At 66.3% G+C, this 14824-nt stretch carries 16 protein-coding genes and 1 other RNA gene; 8 read left to right on the top strand and 9 right to left on the bottom strand.

What is annotated here, in order from left to right; translation table 11 throughout:
- Nucleotides 1–2 precede the first annotated feature (2 nt).
- The 3 genes from gcvH to ISX93_RS08420 form a co-directional block, all read right to left on the bottom strand.
- Nucleotides 3–386 (bottom strand): glycine cleavage system protein GcvH, encoded by a 384-nt coding sequence (gcvH, locus tag ISX93_RS08410; protein ID WP_195778269.1) that lies wholly within the window; start codon nt 384–386, stop codon nt 3–5.
- A gap of 134 nt (nt 387–520) precedes the next feature.
- A complete protein-coding gene (gene gcvT, locus ISX93_RS08415) occupies nt 521–1603 on the bottom strand; it encodes a glycine cleavage system aminomethyltransferase GcvT (protein WP_195778270.1) in 1083 nt (360 codons plus the stop codon).
- A 124-nt stretch (nt 1604–1727) separates the two neighbouring features.
- Nucleotides 1728–3377, bottom strand: coding sequence for an ABC transporter permease (locus ISX93_RS08420; protein ID WP_195778271.1), 1650 nt, complete (start codon nt 3375–3377; stop codon nt 1728–1730).
- Between the two features lie 148 nt (nt 3378–3525).
- Between ISX93_RS08420 and ISX93_RS08425 the strand changes: the two genes are divergently transcribed.
- Both ISX93_RS08425 and ISX93_RS08430 read left to right on the top strand, forming a co-directional pair.
- On the top strand, nt 3526–4779 hold the full coding sequence (locus tag ISX93_RS08425) for a hypothetical protein (protein ID WP_195778272.1): 1254 nt from the start codon (nt 3526–3528) through the stop codon (nt 4777–4779).
- Complete coding sequence (locus tag ISX93_RS08430) at nt 4776–5864, top strand: glutathione S-transferase family protein (protein WP_195778273.1); 1089 nt, start codon at nt 4776–4778, stop codon at nt 5862–5864. Before ISX93_RS08425 ends, ISX93_RS08430 begins: the two co-directional genes overlap by 4 nt.
- A gap of 10 nt (nt 5865–5874) precedes the next feature.
- Here ISX93_RS08430 and ISX93_RS08435 read toward each other — a convergent pair whose 3' ends face one another.
- The 5 genes from ISX93_RS08435 to ISX93_RS08455 form a co-directional block, all read right to left on the bottom strand.
- Nucleotides 5875–6876 carry an extracellular solute-binding protein gene (locus tag ISX93_RS08435; RefSeq protein ID WP_195778274.1) on the bottom strand — a complete coding sequence of 334 codons (1002 nt, stop codon included), beginning with the start codon at nt 6874–6876 and terminating at the stop codon, nt 5875–5877.
- Nucleotides 6877–6969: 93 nt separating this feature from the next.
- Entirely contained in the window at nt 6970–8187 is a 1218-nt protein-coding gene (locus ISX93_RS08440; RefSeq protein ID WP_195778275.1) for a 2-octaprenyl-3-methyl-6-methoxy-1,4-benzoquinol hydroxylase, read from the bottom strand.
- Between the two features lie 8 nt (nt 8188–8195).
- Nucleotides 8196–9380: a 2-octaprenyl-6-methoxyphenyl hydroxylase gene (gene ubiH / locus ISX93_RS08445; RefSeq protein ID WP_195778276.1), complete on the bottom strand. Its 1185-nt coding sequence runs from the start codon at nt 9378–9380 to the stop codon at nt 8196–8198.
- Nucleotides 9377–10723 (bottom strand): Xaa-Pro aminopeptidase, encoded by a 1347-nt coding sequence (gene pepP / locus ISX93_RS08450; RefSeq protein WP_195778277.1) that lies wholly within the window; start codon nt 10721–10723, stop codon nt 9377–9379. The genes ubiH and pepP overlap by 4 nt, the downstream gene beginning before the upstream one ends.
- Nucleotides 10724–10735: 12 nt before the next feature.
- Nucleotides 10736–11290 (bottom strand): YecA/YgfB family protein, encoded by a 555-nt coding sequence (locus ISX93_RS08455; protein WP_195778278.1) that lies wholly within the window; start codon nt 11288–11290, stop codon nt 10736–10738.
- 158 nt (nt 11291–11448) lie between these two features.
- Here ISX93_RS08455 and ISX93_RS08460 point away from each other — a divergent pair, with 158 nt between their 5' ends.
- The 4 genes from ISX93_RS08460 to ISX93_RS08475 all read left to right on the top strand — a co-directional run bounded on the left by ISX93_RS08460 (nt 11449) and on the right by ISX93_RS08475 (nt 12866).
- Nucleotides 11449–11658 carry a TIGR02449 family protein gene (locus ISX93_RS08460; RefSeq protein WP_195778279.1) on the top strand — a complete coding sequence of 70 codons (210 nt, stop codon included), beginning with the start codon at nt 11449–11451 and terminating at the stop codon, nt 11656–11658.
- Nucleotides 11655–11984 carry a cell division protein ZapA gene (locus tag ISX93_RS08465; RefSeq protein WP_195778280.1) on the top strand — a complete coding sequence of 110 codons (330 nt, stop codon included), beginning with the start codon at nt 11655–11657 and terminating at the stop codon, nt 11982–11984. Before ISX93_RS08460 ends, ISX93_RS08465 begins: the two co-directional genes overlap by 4 nt.
- A gap of 78 nt (nt 11985–12062) precedes the next feature.
- Nucleotides 12063–12242, top strand: a non-coding RNA gene (gene ssrS / locus ISX93_RS08470) — 6S RNA.
- Nucleotides 12243–12248: 6 nt separating this feature from the next.
- Nucleotides 12249–12866: a 5-formyltetrahydrofolate cyclo-ligase gene (locus tag ISX93_RS08475; RefSeq protein WP_195778330.1), complete on the top strand. Its 618-nt coding sequence runs from the start codon at nt 12249–12251 to the stop codon at nt 12864–12866.
- Here the strand turns inward: ISX93_RS08475 and ISX93_RS17230 are convergent.
- Nucleotides 12860–12991, bottom strand: a complete 132-nt coding sequence (locus ISX93_RS17230; protein WP_258166960.1) for a hypothetical protein — start codon at nt 12989–12991, stop codon at nt 12860–12862. The two genes, ISX93_RS08475 and ISX93_RS17230, sit on opposite strands and share 7 nt — an antisense overlap.
- Before the next feature lie 189 nt (nt 12992–13180).
- On the opposite strand from ISX93_RS17230, the gene ISX93_RS08480 reads away from it, so the two are divergent.
- Complete coding sequence (locus tag ISX93_RS08480) at nt 13181–13648, top strand: EVE domain-containing protein (protein WP_195778281.1); 468 nt, start codon at nt 13181–13183, stop codon at nt 13646–13648.
- Between the two features lie 108 nt (nt 13649–13756).
- Complete coding sequence (locus tag ISX93_RS08485; RefSeq protein WP_195778282.1) at nt 13757–14734, top strand: NADPH:quinone oxidoreductase family protein; 978 nt, start codon at nt 13757–13759, stop codon at nt 14732–14734.
- Nucleotides 14735–14824: the final 90 nt, after the last annotated feature.

Genomic DNA, 14824 nt, shown 5'->3' on the forward strand with positions numbered 1-14824 from the left:
GCTTAGGCGTCAGCAGCCGCCTGATAGGCAGCCGCGTCGAGCAGCTGGTCCAGATCGGATGCGGCAACCGGCTTGAGCTTGAAGAACCAGTTGGCGTAGGGGTCGGCATTGACCAGCTCGGGGCTGTCGGTCAGCGCTTCGTTGACCGCAATCACTTCACCGGCAATCGGTGCGTAGATATCCGAAGCGGCCTTGACCGACTCGACCACTCCGGCTTCCTGGCCGGCAGCCAGGCTGGCACCGACTTCCGGCAGCTCGACGAAGACCACATCGCCCAGGGCTTCCTGGGCATGGTCGGAAATGCCTACGGTAACGCTGCCATCGGCTTCCAGGCGGGCCCATTCATGACTGGCGGCATAACGCAGATCAGCGGGTACATTGCTCATGTGTCATTCCTCAAACGTGATTGGCAGCGGGGACTGCCGGAAACTTTAACCTGTAGGGTAGACAACGCGCAGCTAGTCCACCCATTGACCGGGATATCCGGTGGACAACGCTGTGCGGTTGGCCACCTGCGCTACTAAATCAGGGCCTTGCCGTGACGCACGAAATTCGGCTGCACCACGCGCACCGGGAACCACTTGCCGCGGATTTCCACCTGCGCGCGGTCGCCGGTCGAAGCCGGTACGCGGGCCAGCGCGATCGACTTGCCGAGGCTCGGCGAGAAGCTGCCGCTGGTGATTTCACCGTCGCCGACGCCCTCGACCCGCACGACCTGATGGGCGCGCAATACACCACGCTCTTCCAGCACCAGCCCGACCAGCTTGGGCAGGTTGCCGGCTGCCTGCTGCCGCTGCAGGGCGCTGCGGCCGATGAAGTTACGCGCGGCCGGCTCCCAGGCCAGGGTCCAGCCCATGTTGGCGGCCAGCGGCGAGACACTCTCGTCCATGTCCTGGCCATAGAGGTTCATGCCGGCCTCCAGGCGCAGGGTATCGCGGGCGCCCAGACCGATCGGGGCGATGCCGGCACCGACCAGCTCACTGAGGAAAGCCGGGGCCTGCTCGGCCGGCAACATGATTTCCAGGCCGTCTTCACCGGTGTAGCCGGTGCGTGCAATAAACCAGTCGCCCTCGGGCAAGCCCTGGAATGGCTTGAGCTGGTTGATCAGTGCGGCGCGCGCCGGGGTCACCAGCTCGGCAGTCTTGGCCCGGGCATGCGGGCCCTGCACTGCGAGCATCGCCAGGTCGGCGCGCTCGTCGAGGCTGACGGCGAAGCCGGCAGCCTGCTGCCGCATCCAGGCCAGGTCCTTGTCGCGGGTGGAGGCATTCACCACCACGCGGTAACCGAAATCGGTCAGGTAGACGATCAGGTCGTCGATCACCCCGCCGTCCTGATTGAGCATGCCGCTGTACAGTGCCTTGCCCGGTGTCTTCAGGCGCTCGACGTCGTTGGCCAGCAGGTGCTGCAGGTAGGCCTTGGCCTGGCTGCCGCTGACATCGACCACGGTCATGTGCGACACATCGAAGACGCCGCAGTCACGGCGCACCTGATGGTGCTCCTCAACCTGCGAGCCATAGTGCAGCGGCATGTCCCAGCCGCCGAAGTCGACCATCTTGGCACCCAGGGCAAGGTGCTGGTCGTAGAGAGGGGTGCGTTGTCCCATGAATGGCTCCGCAATGCGCTGGCATGTTTCGAGAGGCGCGCATTGTAGCGGCAAGGGCGCCGGCGGTCATCCCGGCATTCACGGCCAGGCACGGCACAGCAGCACCTTCCGTCGGCGGAATGGACTAACCCGGCCTTCTGGCCGAGCGCCGGATCAGCAGGATCATCGGCAACAGGCCGACCAGCACCAGGGTCAGGGCCGGTAGCGCAGCCCGCGCCCACTCGCCTTCACTGGTCAGCTCGAACACCCGCACCGACAGGGTATCCCAGCCAAACGGACGCAGCAGCAGGGTAGCCGGCATTTCCTTGAGCACATCGACGAACACCAGCAGCACCGCGCTCAGGGTGCCCGGCAGCAGCAGCGGCAGATACACCCGGTGCAGTAGCTGGCGGCCGCTCACGCCGAGGCTGCGCGCGGCTTCCGGCAGCGACGGGCGGATCCGCGCCAGGCTGTTTTCCAGCGGGCTGTAGGCCACCGCCATGAAGCGCACCAGGTAGGCCAGCAGCACGGCCAGCAGGCTGCCGGTGAGCAACGGCTTGCCGACCGCGCCGAACGCCTGCAGCAGCGGAATCACCAGCTGATTGTCCAGGTAGCTGAAGGACAGCATGATCGCCACCGCCAGGATCGAGCCCGGAAAGGCGTAGCCGAGGTTGCCGATGCCGACCAGCACGCCCATGCGCCCCCCGGGCACCAGGCGCCGGGCGAACGCCAGCAGCAGCGCCAGGCTTACCGTCAGCAGGGCGGCCAGCGCGCCGAGATAGACGCTATGCAGGATCAGGTCGACGTAGCGCTCGTCCAGATCGAAACGGGCGCGCTGCCAGAACCACACCAGCAATTGCAACAACGGAATGACGAAGGCACAGGCGAACACCAGGCCGCACCAGCCGCTGGCAGCCAGCGCCCGCCAGCCCTTGAGCTGGTACAGCGCGCGGCTGCGCGCGCGCTCCTGCGCCGGCCTTTGTGCCCCGCGCGCGGCGCGCTCGCCATAGATCACCAGGATGACGAACAGCAGCAGCAGGCTGGCCAGCTGGGCGGCGCTGCTGAGGCTGAACAGGCTGTACCAGGTCTTGTAGATGGCCGTGGTAAAGGTGTCGAAGTTGAAGGCCGCCACCGCGCCGAAATCGGCCAGGGTTTCCATGGTTGCCAGCGCCAGGCCGGCACCGATCGCTGGCCGCGCCATCGGCAGGGCTACCCGCCAGAACGCCTGCCACGGCGACAGGCCAAGCACCCGCGCCGCTTCCATCAAGCCCTTGCCCTGGGCCATGAAGGCGGCCCGCGCGAGCAGGTAGACATAGGGGTAGAACACCAGCACCAGCACCACGGTCACCCCACCGCTGGAGCGCACCCGCGGCAGGCGCAGGCCGCTGCCGAACCATTCGCGCAGCAGGGTCTGCAGCGGCCCGGCGAAGTCCAGCAGGCCGATGAAGACGAACGCCAGCACATAGGCCGGAATGGCGAAGGGCAGCATCAGCGCCCAGTCCAGCCAGCGCCGCCCGGGAAACTCGCAGAGCGCGGTGAGCCAGGCCAGACTGACCCCCAGCAGCACTACGCCGCAGCCAACCCCCAGCACCAGCTGCAGGGTATTGCCGAGCAGGCGCGGCAACTGGGTCTGCCACAGGTGTGCCCAGATCACCGTGTCCACCTGCTGCCAGCTGAGCAGCAGCACGCTCAGCGGCAACACCACCAGGGCGGCAATGGCAGACGCCGGCAGATACCAGCGGCGCTGGATGGAATGGGACACACAGGCTCCTTGACGAGACAGCGCCGCAGGCATTCGCTGGACGCGCGGGCAGTATAACGACTGCTCGCCGCCAGGGTCTCCCCCGGCAAGATCAAGCGCACTGATGCCGCCGTATTCAAGGCCGCGCGTGCCGCGGCGATGGATTACCCTGAGGCTCGCACCCCAGCCCGGAGCACCCAGCATGACCCACTCGGCCTACCTGAACAGCCCATGGCCCGGCGAAGACGGCGGCCCGCAGCGCCTGCAGCGCCCCCGCAGCGGCAGCGGACTGGCCCTGCAGCCCGGCGAGACGCTCGGCTGCGTGACCCGCAACACGCTGCTGTCGACCATGACCGTGCTCGGCGCGCCCGGCGAGGTATACCTGCTGACCCACTCGGCACTGCGCGCCAACCTCGGCCTGCCGACCAGCGCCTGTGTGGAACTGATCGACCCGCTGACCTTGCAGACCCGCTGCAAATCCCCGCGCTTGAAAGGCGGGCCGATGTGGCCGGGCGGCATGGCGATTCACGCTAATGGTGATATTTACGTGGTCTACGGCCGCCACGCCCATCGCCTGAACCGCGCCTGCGAACCGCTGGCCATGCAGCGCTTGCCGGTCGATCTGCCGTACAACTCGTTTGTCATTCTGGACAACGGCCTGCTGGTTACGAAAAACCTCTCGGACAGCGTAAAGGCCCGTATCAGCGTACTTGACCCGCAGACACTCAAGCCGGTGTGTGCCGACATTGAATGCGCCGAACCCTCGATTGCCCGCCTGAGCAGCAGCGGCAACACCCTGTATGTGGTCGGCGTGCGCTCGATCATGCGTTACCACTGGGATGCAACCCGGCACACGCTGCTGCGCGATCCTGACTGGCACTTCGACTACATCGGCGACAGCACCCAGACCTACGGCTGGGACGTGGTGCTGGATGGCGGGCACGCCTGGTTTATGGACAACGGCAAGCATCGCTACCGCACCCGCATGATCGGCGCCGGGGTCAGCCCGACCGCCAACCGGCTGATCCGGGTCGCACTGGATGATTCGCGCAAGCAGCAGATCCTGCCGATCAGCGGGCTGGCCGGCGGCAGTGTCACCAACCCGCCGCTGTATGACCGCCAGCGCCAGATCGTCGTGGCTTACGACTCGGCGAACAGCTATCTGCGGGCCTGGCGTTTCAATGCGCAATCCCATGAACTGACCGCGCTGTGGGAGAAGCATGGCTTCGGCTGCGCCAGCCATATGATCAGCTACCCCGACAGCGGCGAACTAGTGGTCAATGACTACCGCCGGCGTGGCGAAGAAGTGGTGGTACTGAATATCGAAACCGGTGCCGAACTGGCGCGGGTGCGCAGCGGCGGTCCGACCCAGGGCGTGGTGTTCCCCAGCAGCGGCTGGAACCGCGATCTGTACTGGTCATCCATGGGCCGGCTGGCGCGCGTGTTTGTCCAATGAACGCGCCAGATCAGCGAGGATTGCTCAGGGTCCACGGGCTCGATCTGTCCTATTTCACCGGCAAGCTCGAAGGCTATCTGCGCGCCAAGGGGCTGGCCTACGAGTTGGTCGAAATGGGCACCCGCGCGTTCAGGCGTTGTGCACGGATCACCGGTGTCGCGCAGATGCCGCAACTCGAGTTACCTGATGGTCGCTGGCTGACCGACAGCACGGCGATCATCGAGCAGTTCGAGCGCGAGTTCAGCGAACCCGCAATCTATCCAAGTGATCCGGTCCTGTGCTTCATCGCTGATCTGCTGGAAGACTTCGGCGATGAATGGCTATGGCGGCCGGCCATGTACTACCGCTGGGCCTTCGCCGAAGATGCGCGGCAGCTCAGCGAGGGTCTGGCGCGCGGCCTGCTGCGCGATGTGCCGCTGCCGCTGGTGCTCCGGCGCGGGTGGATCAAGCGCCGTCAGCGCCGCTTGTTTCTCAAGGGCGATGGCATCACCCGGCACACCGCTCCGCTGGTCGAGGCGCTGTATCCGCAAATCCTCGCTGCACTGCAAAGCGCATTGGCCGACCGGCCCTTTCTGCTGGGCCTGCGCCCGAGCCAGGCCGACATGGGCTTTTTCGGTTCGATGTTCCGCCACTTCTATAGCGACCCGACCGGCGCACGCATCATGCGCGAACGCGCCCCGCAGGTGTGCGCCTGGGTCGAACGACTATGGCACCTGACACCAGAGCAATTCACCGATCAGCCAGCGCTAACCCGCATACCAGAAGGGCTGGAGAGTCTGCGGGAAACACTCTGCCGCGACTACCTGCCCTACCTGCAAGCCAATGAGCAGGCCGTCGAGCGCGGCGAAAAGCACGTGCACTGGCAAGCACAGGGCGTCGGCTTCACTACCCCCAGCAGCCCGTATCAACGCCATTGCTGGCAGCGCTTACGCGCACGCTTCCAGGCTTTGCAGCCGCCGCAACAGCAACAGGTTTGCGCCTGGCTGGACGACCCGGCGGTCAGCGCCATGCTGCAACGAGCAGCGCCCGATGCCTGCAGCAAAGCGCCGATCAGCCGCAAGGTGCTTGATCAGCGCTGGCGCTAGACGCGGGCGGTCAATTCCAGCCGGCACGATCCATCAGCATGGTGGCCTCGGCCTGGCGCTTGCCGGCGACTTCCAGCGGGATGCTGTCGGCCTTGAACTCGCCCCAGGCCGCTACCTCGGCAGAGGGCTTGACTGCCGGATTGGCCGGGTATTCCTGATTGAGGCTGGCGAACAGGCCCTGCGCTTCCGTGCTGCTCATCCACTCCAGCAACGCCTGTGCCGCGGCGGGATGCGGCGCGTATTTGGTCACGCCGGCGCCGGACAGGTTGACGTGCACGCCGCGGTCATTCTGGTTCGGCCAGAACAGCTTGACCTTCAGGTCGGGGTCCTGCTTCTGCAGGCGGCCGAAGTAGTAGGTGTTGACCAACCCCACATCGCACTGGCCGGCGTCGATCGCCTGCAGCAGCGCGGTGTCGTCGGCAAACACGTCAGTGGCCAGGTTGCCGACCCAGCCCTTGATGATCTCTTCGGTCCTGGCCGCACCATGCGCTTCGATCAGGGTGGCGGTCAGCGACTGGTTGTAGACCTTCTTGCTGCTGCGCAGGCACAGGCGGCCTTCCCACTGGGCGTCGGCCAGCGCCTCGTAGGTGGACAGCTCTGCCGGCTTGACCCGCTCGGTGGAGTAGGCAATGGTCCGCGCGCGCAGCGACAGGCCGGTCCAGGCGCCGGTGGGCGAGCGGTACTGCGGCGGGATGTTGGCTTCGATGACCGGCGACTGCAGCGGCTTGAGCACACCCTGCTGCTCGGCCTGCCAGAGGTTGCCGGCATCCACGGTGATCAGCAGGTCGGCCGGGGTGTTCGCGCCCTCGGCCTGCAGGCGCGCCAGCAGCGGCGCCTCCTTGTCGGTGATGAACTTGACCGGCACGCCGGTCTTGGCGGTATAGGCATCGAACACCGGCTTGATCAGCTCGTCGATACGCGCCGAATAGACGACGATTTCCTCGGCGGCAAACGCCGGTGCACTGAACAGGCTGACGGACAGGACGGCAAGCAAACGGTTGCGCAGCGACATGCGGAATACCTCGGTGAATAATTTGTTTGCGAATGATAGCAAATATCATTTACCCGAAAAAGGCCCTGTGACGCCCTGTCGCGCCGGAGGCCTTCAGACGCGCGCCAGCGCCGGCAGATCGCCACTCAGGCCCAGCGCCTGGCGCACGAACAGCGCTTTGGCCTCGGGCAGGCCGTTGACCAGGCTCAACCCGGCGTTGCGCAGCCAGCGCAGCGGCGGCGGAGTGGCCTGGAACAGCCGTTCGAAGCTCTCCATCGCCGCCATCATGGCCAGGTTGTGCGGCATGCGCCGGCGCTCGAAGCGGCTGAGCACGCGCTCAGCGGCCAAGCGTTCGCCACGCTGCTGCGCATGCAACAGCACTTCGGCGAGCACCCCAGCATCGAGGAAGCCGAGGTTGACGCCCTGCCCGGCCAGCGGGTGGATGGTGTGCGCGGCGTCGCCGATCAGCGCCAGGCCGGCCTCGACATAGCGCTTGGCGTGCCGTTGGCGCAGCGGGATGCACAGGCGCGGATCGACTTCCAGCACCGCGCCCAGGCGCTGTTCGAAGGCCTTGCCCAGTTCGTCGGCAAACCCCGCGGCATCCAGCGCCATCAGGTGCTCGGCCTGCTGCGGCACGCAGGACCAGACGATCGAGCACCAGTGCTGGTCGCCATCGCGGGCCAGCGGCAGGAAGGCCAGCGGGCCGTCATCGGTGAAGCGCTGCCAGGCGGTGCGCTGGTGCGGCTGGGCACAGCGCACGCTGGTGACGATCGCATGGTGCAGGTAATCCCATTCGCGCGTGGCGCAACCGGCCAGCCGGCGCACCGCCGAATTGGCCCCGTCGGCGGCAACCAGCAACGGCGTGTGCAGCTCGCGGCCATCAGCCAGGCGCAACTGCCAGCCGCTGGCGGTGCGCTGCAATGCTTCCAGGCTGGCGCCGGGCAGAAGCTGCACGCGGCTGGCCAGCAGGGCCTCCAGCAGGGCGTCCTGGATCACCCGGTTCTCGACAATATGCCCGAGCAGCTCGGCATGCACGCTGCTCGCGGCAAAGTGGATATTGCCGGTACCGCTACCGTCCCACACCTGCATTTCTGCATACGGGCTTGAGCGTCTGGCCAGGATGCCGTCCCAGGCACCCAGACGCTCCAGAATGCGCTGGCTGGCCATCGACAGGGCACTGACGCGCGGCTCGAACGCCGACTGCGGATCGAAGGGCTTGAGCGTCAGCGTGCCGCTGTCGAGCAGCAGGATGTTCAGCCCGCTGTCCTTGAGCGCCAGCGCCAGTGCGCTGCCGACCATGCCGGCACCCACAATGATCAGATCGGCTTGCATCGAAGCTCCTATTCGGGACGGATGCCCAGGCCCATGGCCTGACGGGCAAACCAGCGCTTGGCTGGCGGAAACAGGTCGAGGCCGAGCAGGCCCAGATTGCGCCCGGCCGCCAGCAGCGGCTGGTCATTGGAAAACAGCCGGGTGACCCGGTCGGAAAAGCCCACGGTCAGGTCCTGGTCCAGCGCCTGCCGGCGCAGGTAGGCCTGCAGGGTGGTGAAGTCGCCGAGCGGCGCGGAACTGCCCAGCAGGGTCTCGGCCAGGCTCATGGCATCGCGCAGCGACAGGTTGTAACCCTGTCCCGCTATCGGATGCAGGCTGTGCGCGGCGTTGCCGAGCAGGACCAGGTGCGGGCGCACCTGTTCGCAGGCCTCGATCAATTGCAGCGGATACAGATGGCGACTGCCCACTTGCGTGAGCGCACCCAGCCGATAGCCGAACACGTCCTGCAATTCAGCGAGAAACGCGCGGTCGCCGAGCTTGAGCAAACGCTCGGCATCCTTGCCCGGCCGGGTCCAGACCAGCGCGCAGCGGTTGTCCGGCAGCGGCAGCAGGGCCAGCGGGCCTTCTTCGGTGAAGCGCTCGAAGGCCTGCCCGGCGTGCGGCTCGGCCGGAGTGATATTGGCGATCAGCGCGGTCTGCCGGTAGGGCGTTGACTGCACCTCGATGCCCAGTTGCTCGCGCAGGCCGGAGCGCCCGCCATCCGCCAGCACGGCCAGCTCGCAATCCAGCTGCGAACCATCGTTGAGGCTCAACCGATAGCCGTCATCCAGCGCCTGCAACGCCGTCACTTCCGCCGGGCAGCGCCACTCGACCACTGCCGGGTCCAGGGCGCGCCACAGGCACTGGCCGAGCCAGGCGTTCTCCACCACGTAGCCCAGCGCCGGCACGCCCTCTTCCGCGGCACTCAGGCGGGTAGCGCCAAAGCGGCCGCGCTCGGACACGTGAATCTGCGCAATGGCTGCCACGTGCTGGCTGAGTTCCGCCCACACGCCCAGGCGCTGATAGATCTGCTGGGTGCCGTACGACAGCGCCGAGGAGCGCGCGTCATAGCTGGGCTGATAGCTGCTGCCGGGGGCAAACGGCTCGATCAGCACGATGCGCCAGCCGCGGGTGCGGGCGCCGTCCTGCAACGCCAGCGCCAGGCTGGCGCCGACCAGGCCGCCACCGATGATCGCCAGCTGCACCCGGCTCATGCGCCAAGCACCGCGGGCGCGGGTGCCGGCGGCGCCATCAGCGCCTCGATGGCGGCCACGCTCTTGGGCACGCCGTCGGTGAGAATCTCGCAGCCGGTCCTGGTCACCACCACGTCGTCCTCGATGCGCACGCCGATGCCGCGCCACTTGCGGGCCACATCGTGGTTGTCGACGGCGATATAGATGCCCGGCTCGACAGTCATCACCATGCCCGCTTCGAGTACCCGCCACTCACCGCCGACCTTGTATTCGCCGACGTCGTGCACGTCCATGCCCAGCCAGTGGCCGGCACGGTGCATATAGAACGGCTTGTAGGCCTCGCCGGCGATCAGCTCGTCGACCTCGCCCTCGAGCAGGCCCAGCTCGACCAGGCCGGCGGTGATCACCCGCACCGTGGCCTCGTGGGCCTCGTTCCAGTGCTTGCCCGGGGCGATGTGCCTGAATGCCTCCTGGTTGGCCTTGAGCACCAGCTCGTAGATGGCCTTCTGCTCCGGGGAGAACTTGCCGTTGACCGGAAAGGTGCGGGTAATGTCGCTGGCGTAGCAGTCGATCTCGCAGCCGGCGTCAATCAGCACCAGGTCACCGTCCTTGAGCACGGCGTCGTTCTCGCGGTAGTGCAGGATGCAGGCATTGCGGCCGCCTGCGACGATCGAGCCATAGGCCGGCATCTTCGCCCCGCCCTTGCGGAACTCGTAATCCAGTTCGGCTTCCAGATGGTACTCGAAGAGCCCGGCGCGGCTGGTCTGCATGGCACGCACATGGGCGCGGGAACTGATCGCAGCCGCTTCCTTCATCACCTTCACTTCCGCAGCGCTCTTGTACAGGCGCATGTCGTGCAGCAGGTGGTCAAGGGCGACGAACTCGTTCGGTGGCTGCGCGCCCTGGCGCGCCTTGGAGCGGATCACGTTGATCCATTCCATCAGGTGGCGGTCGAACTCGGGGTTGGCGCCGAGGGCGTAGTACACCCGCTCGCGCCCCTCGATCAGGCCCGGCAGGATGTCGTCGATGTCACCGATCGGAAAGGCGTCATCCGCGCCGTAAGTGCTGATCGCGCCATCCTGGCCGGCGCGCAGGCCGTCCCACAGTTCGCGCTGCGGGTCGCGCTCGCGGCAGAACAGCACATATTCGCCATGCGCCCGCCCGGGAATCAGGGCCAGCACCGCTTCCGGCTCGGGAAAGCCGGAGAGGTACTGGAAGTCGCTGTCCTGGCGGTAGACATGTTCCACATCGCGGTTGCGGATATGCACCGGCGCCGCCGGCAGGATGGCGATGCTGTTGGGTTCCATCTGCGCCATCAGCGCCTTGCGCCGACGGGCATATTCGGTCCTGGGGATGCGCGACATGGGAGACCGCCGTCAGTGTAGGGAGGGCTTGGACTGCGCCGGAGCGGTCTTGCCGCACTCGGTGAACAACAACAAGGGAGCAACCCGCAGGTACTCCATCACCTCCATGTAATCGCTCTCGCCGTCTTCCGACTCTTCCAGGGCACCCTGCACCTGGGCGATCGAGGCGAGGTCCTGCAGCACTTCGATGGCTTCGGCACTCAGGGCCTCGTCGCCGATGGTCATGCCGAAGCCGTCGAGAAAGCCCTGGCACCACTGCCCCAGCGCCAGCGCGCGTTCCGCCAGCGGCACGTCATCCGCTGGCAGCAGCACCACCACCGCCATGTCGGCGCCGGTCAGTTCGCCGCGGACCATCTCCTGCAGGCCGATCAGCGCCTGGCGCAGGTTTTCCGGGAGGCTCTCGCCGAGCAGTTCGGCGGCATCGGCGATCCAGGGCTCCGGCTCGAAGCCGGCCCCGGCACAGCTGCGGCCGAGCAGCAGGCCGTGCAGTTCGGCGGGCGAAACGGGCTGACCGCTGGTGGCGAGCAGGGTGGCGAAGGCAGTGTAGGGCGAACGGCTGATAGGCATGGGCGGCTAGGCGCAACGAGGCGCACTGTCTAGAATGAAGGGCTGGTATCCTAGCACCGGCAGGCGCGCCAAGACTATCCAAGGCCGCCGCCAGGTTTGACCCAGCCCCGCAAGCAGCCTATATATCGCGAACACGCAACGGCCAGATAAGAGAGCCCATGGAAGACGCCGACCTGCAAAAACTCACAGCCAAGTTCGAGCAGTTGATCCAGCGCATCGAGCAGCTGAAGGCGCACAACCGGCAGTTGCTGGCCAACGACAAGGCCTGGCGCGAAGAGCGCGGACACCTGATCGAGAAAAACGAACTGGCCCGGCAGAAGGTGGAATCGATGATCCTTCGCCTGAAAGCCCTGGAGCAGGACACATGACCCAGACCAAGACTGTCACCGTGCATATTCTCGACAAGGAATACTGCATCGCCTGTCCGGACGACGAACGCGACAACCTGGAAAACGCGGCGCGCTACCTGGACGGCAAGATGCGCGAGATCCGTTCCAGCGGCAAAGTCATCGGCTCCGACCGGATCGCCGTGATGGCCGGCCTGAACATCACCCACGAGCTGCTGCACAAGCAGGAACGCCAGGAAAAACAGGTCAGTGTCGCCCGCGACCAGGTGCGCAACCTGCTGGACCGGGTCAACGATGCGCTGGCCACCGACAGCGGTCCGGACCTGTTTTCGCCGCACAGCAGCTGACCAATCCGGTTACAGAGTGGACACTGCGCTGCGCCTGGCGGCAATTGCCGGACGCCGGATTGGGCGTATACTCGCCACAGCTCCCTGGTGTGTTTGCCAGTTGGTGATGTCCCTGAGCCGATACGCACAACCACGGGGGTTGCACGTTGGGGCCGGTGTGCATGTCCGCCTGACGGAAAGCCTTAACGCCTCCTGCAACCTCCACCTTGAACTTTCGGGTTCAAGGGCTAAACCGACAGCGGCACCTCCGGGGAGTCTTACTTGATGATCTGCGCCGGCAGCCTTTCCCGCCCGGCACTGCGTCGGCAACTGCGCCAGGCCCGGCGCAACCTTTCCGCCACCGAACAGAAAAATGCCGCCCGCGCGCTGTACCGGCAACTGGCGCAGCATCCGCTGTTCCGTCGCGCCCGCAGCATTGCCCTGTACCTGCCGAGTGACGGCGAAATCGATCCCCGTCCTTTGCTCGAGGAAGCCTGGCAACGCGGCAAGCGCGTGTACCTGCCGCTGCTGCGGCGCTGGCCGGCAACCCACATGGTGTTCCAGCAGATCAAGCCCGGCGAGGCCTTGCAGCGCAACCGCTTCCGCATTCCCGAGCCGGCGCCGAGAACCGCGCGGCAGCGCCGCTGCTGGTCACTCGACCTGATCCTGCTGCCGCTGGTGGGCTTCGACGAGTTTGGCGGACGCCTGGGGATGGGCGGTGGCTTCTATGACCGCAGCCTGGAATGCCTGACGCGGCGCCAGGACTGGCGCACGCCGGTACTGCTCGGCCTGGCCCATGAGTGCCAGAAAGTCGACCGCCTGCTGCTGGGTCCGCTGGATGTGCCGCTCGCGGCGTGCGTGACCGACCGGCGCTGGTACCAGGCCAGCGCCGCGGCTCAGTAGGCTCTGGTGTGGCTGGCCGGCTCGCTGGCCTGACGTTCCCAGAACGTCTGCGTATAGCCGGTGGTGACCACCCCCAGGCCGAACAGAACAACCAGCACCCACAGTAGATCAGGCTTGCGTTTCATCGATGCATCCAAAGCAGTTCCGCGGCCCCCCAGAGAGGCTCAGCACAGGCGGGCGCGGAGTTTATTGTTTTAATTGCCTTGCGTTACGTTAGAGCATACAGATCAAGAACAACTGGCAACGTGAGTAGCCGCACAATTGGCGCCAGAATATTGGCCCGCAATCCTACCCCGAACGGAGAGGCCGCATCAATGCCCCACTGGCTGATGAAATCGGAACCCGCCGAACTGTCGATTCACGACCTGCAGCGCCTCGGCCGGGCGCGTTGGGACGGCGTGCGCAACTACCAGGCACGCAACTTTGTCCGCAGCATGCAGGCGGGTGAACTGTTCTTCTTCTACCACTCCAGCTGCCCGGAGCCGGGCATTGCCGGCATTGCGCGGATCCTGGGCGAGGCCTACCCCGACCCGACCGCCCTCGACCCGCACAGCCACTACTTCGATGCCAGGGCCAGCGCCGCCAACAACCCGTGGAGCGCGCGCGACGTCGAATTCGTCGAAGCCTTCCCCGCCGTGATCCGCCTGGCCAGCCTGAAAGCCTGCCCGGCGCTGAGCGAACTGCCGCTGGTGCAAAAAGGCACGCGGCTGTCGGTGATGCCGGTCAGCGCCGCGCAATGGCAGGCGGTGCTGGCCCTGGCCGCACCGGCGCCACAGCGCTGAGCCTGCATCCGGCCTTATGCCGGCTCATCAGGCCAGCCCATGCTGATTGACCCTCGCGGCCGCTGCCCTACACTGCTGCGGCCCATCCGCCCAAAGGAAGCCCTGTCGATGAAAGCCGTACTCTGCAAGAACTTCGGCCCTGCCGAGAACCTGGTGCTGGAAGAAATCGCCAGCCCGGAACCGAAGAAGAATGAAATCCTGCTGGAGGTGCATGCCGCCGGCGTCAACTTCCCCGACACGCTGATCATCGAAGGCAAGTACCAGTTCAAGCCACCCTTTCCCTTCTCGCCGGGCGGAGAAGCGGCCGGCGTGGTGGCCGCCGTTGGCGAGAAGGTCACCCATGTCCAACCGGGTGACCGGGTCATGGCGCTTACCGGCTGGGGCAGCTTCGCCGAGCAGGTGGCGGTGCCGGCCTACAACGTCATGCAGATTCCCAAGGGCATGGATTTCAACACGGCCGCAGCCTTCGGCATGACCTACGGCACCTCGATGCACGCACTGAAAGACCGCGGCCACCTGCAGCCGGGGGAAACCCTGCTGGTGCTCGGCGCTTCCGGCGGGGTTGGCCTGGCGGCGGTGGAGATCGGCAAGGCCCTCGGCGCGCGGGTGATCGCTGCCGCCAGCAGCGCGGAAAAACTCGCCGTGGCCAAGGCGGCCGGCGCCGACGAGCTGATCAACTACAGCGAGGAAAGCCTCAAGGAGCGCATCAAGGCACTGACCGGCGGCCAGGGCGCCGACGTGATCTACGACCCGGTCGGCGGCGACCTGTTCGATCAGGCCATTCGCTCGATCGCCTGGAATGGCCGCCTGCTGGTGGTCGGCTTTGCCAGCGGGCGGATTCCCGAGCTGCCGGTCAACCTCACCCTGCTCAAGGGCGCGGCGGTGGTCGGGGTGTTCTGGGGTTCCTTCGCCCAGCGCCAGCCGCAGGACAACCTGGCGAACTTCCAGCAGCTGTTCGTCTGGTATGCCGAAGGCAAGCTGAAACCACTGGTCTCGCAGACCTTCCCGCTGGCACAGGCAGCCGCGGCGATCAACGCCCTGGGCCAGCGCAAGGCGGTCGGCAAGGTCGTGGTGGAAGTGCGCTAGAGCAGCACCCCACCGCCCCCAAAAAGCCGCCCCGGCAGACTCTGCCCGGGCGGCTTTTTGCTGGCCGCCAGAGCTGCTGCGGTTGCCGAC

Source organism: Pseudomonas sp. N040 (assembly GCF_015637705.1).
Classification (GTDB): Bacteria; Pseudomonadota; Gammaproteobacteria; order Pseudomonadales; family Pseudomonadaceae; genus Aquipseudomonas.

Coding starts and splice junctions, on each gene's coding strand:
- gcvH (WP_195778269.1), bottom strand. CDS start 386: ATGAGCAATGTACCCGCTGATCTGCGTTATGCCGCCAGTCATGAATGG.
- gcvT (WP_195778270.1), bottom strand. CDS start 1,603: ATGGGACAACGCACCCCTCTCTACGACCAGCACCTTGCCCTGGGTGCC.
- ISX93_RS08420 (WP_195778271.1), bottom strand. CDS start 3,377: ATGCCTGCGGCGCTGTCTCGTCAAGGAGCCTGTGTGTCCCATTCCATC.
- ISX93_RS08425 (WP_195778272.1), top strand. CDS start 3,526: ATGACCCACTCGGCCTACCTGAACAGCCCATGGCCCGGCGAAGACGGC.
- ISX93_RS08430 (WP_195778273.1), top strand. CDS start 4,776: ATGAACGCGCCAGATCAGCGAGGATTGCTCAGGGTCCACGGGCTCGAT.
- ISX93_RS08435 (WP_195778274.1), bottom strand. CDS start 6,876: ATGTCGCTGCGCAACCGTTTGCTTGCCGTCCTGTCCGTCAGCCTGTTC.
- ISX93_RS08440 (WP_195778275.1), bottom strand. CDS start 8,187: ATGCAAGCCGATCTGATCATTGTGGGTGCCGGCATGGTCGGCAGCGCA.
- ubiH (WP_195778276.1), bottom strand. CDS start 9,380: ATGAGCCGGGTGCAGCTGGCGATCATCGGTGGCGGCCTGGTCGGCGCC.
- pepP (WP_195778277.1), bottom strand. CDS start 10,723: ATGTCGCGCATCCCCAGGACCGAATATGCCCGTCGGCGCAAGGCGCTG.
- ISX93_RS08455 (WP_195778278.1), bottom strand. CDS start 11,290: ATGCCTATCAGCCGTTCGCCCTACACTGCCTTCGCCACCCTGCTCGCC.
- ISX93_RS08460 (WP_195778279.1), top strand. CDS start 11,449: ATGGAAGACGCCGACCTGCAAAAACTCACAGCCAAGTTCGAGCAGTTG.
- ISX93_RS08465 (WP_195778280.1), top strand. CDS start 11,655: ATGACCCAGACCAAGACTGTCACCGTGCATATTCTCGACAAGGAATAC.
- ISX93_RS08475 (WP_195778330.1), top strand. CDS start 12,249: ATGATCTGCGCCGGCAGCCTTTCCCGCCCGGCACTGCGTCGGCAACTG.
- ISX93_RS17230 (WP_258166960.1), bottom strand. CDS start 12,991: ATGAAACGCAAGCCTGATCTACTGTGGGTGCTGGTTGTTCTGTTCGGC.
- ISX93_RS08480 (WP_195778281.1), top strand. CDS start 13,181: ATGCCCCACTGGCTGATGAAATCGGAACCCGCCGAACTGTCGATTCAC.
- ISX93_RS08485 (WP_195778282.1), top strand. CDS start 13,757: ATGAAAGCCGTACTCTGCAAGAACTTCGGCCCTGCCGAGAACCTGGTG.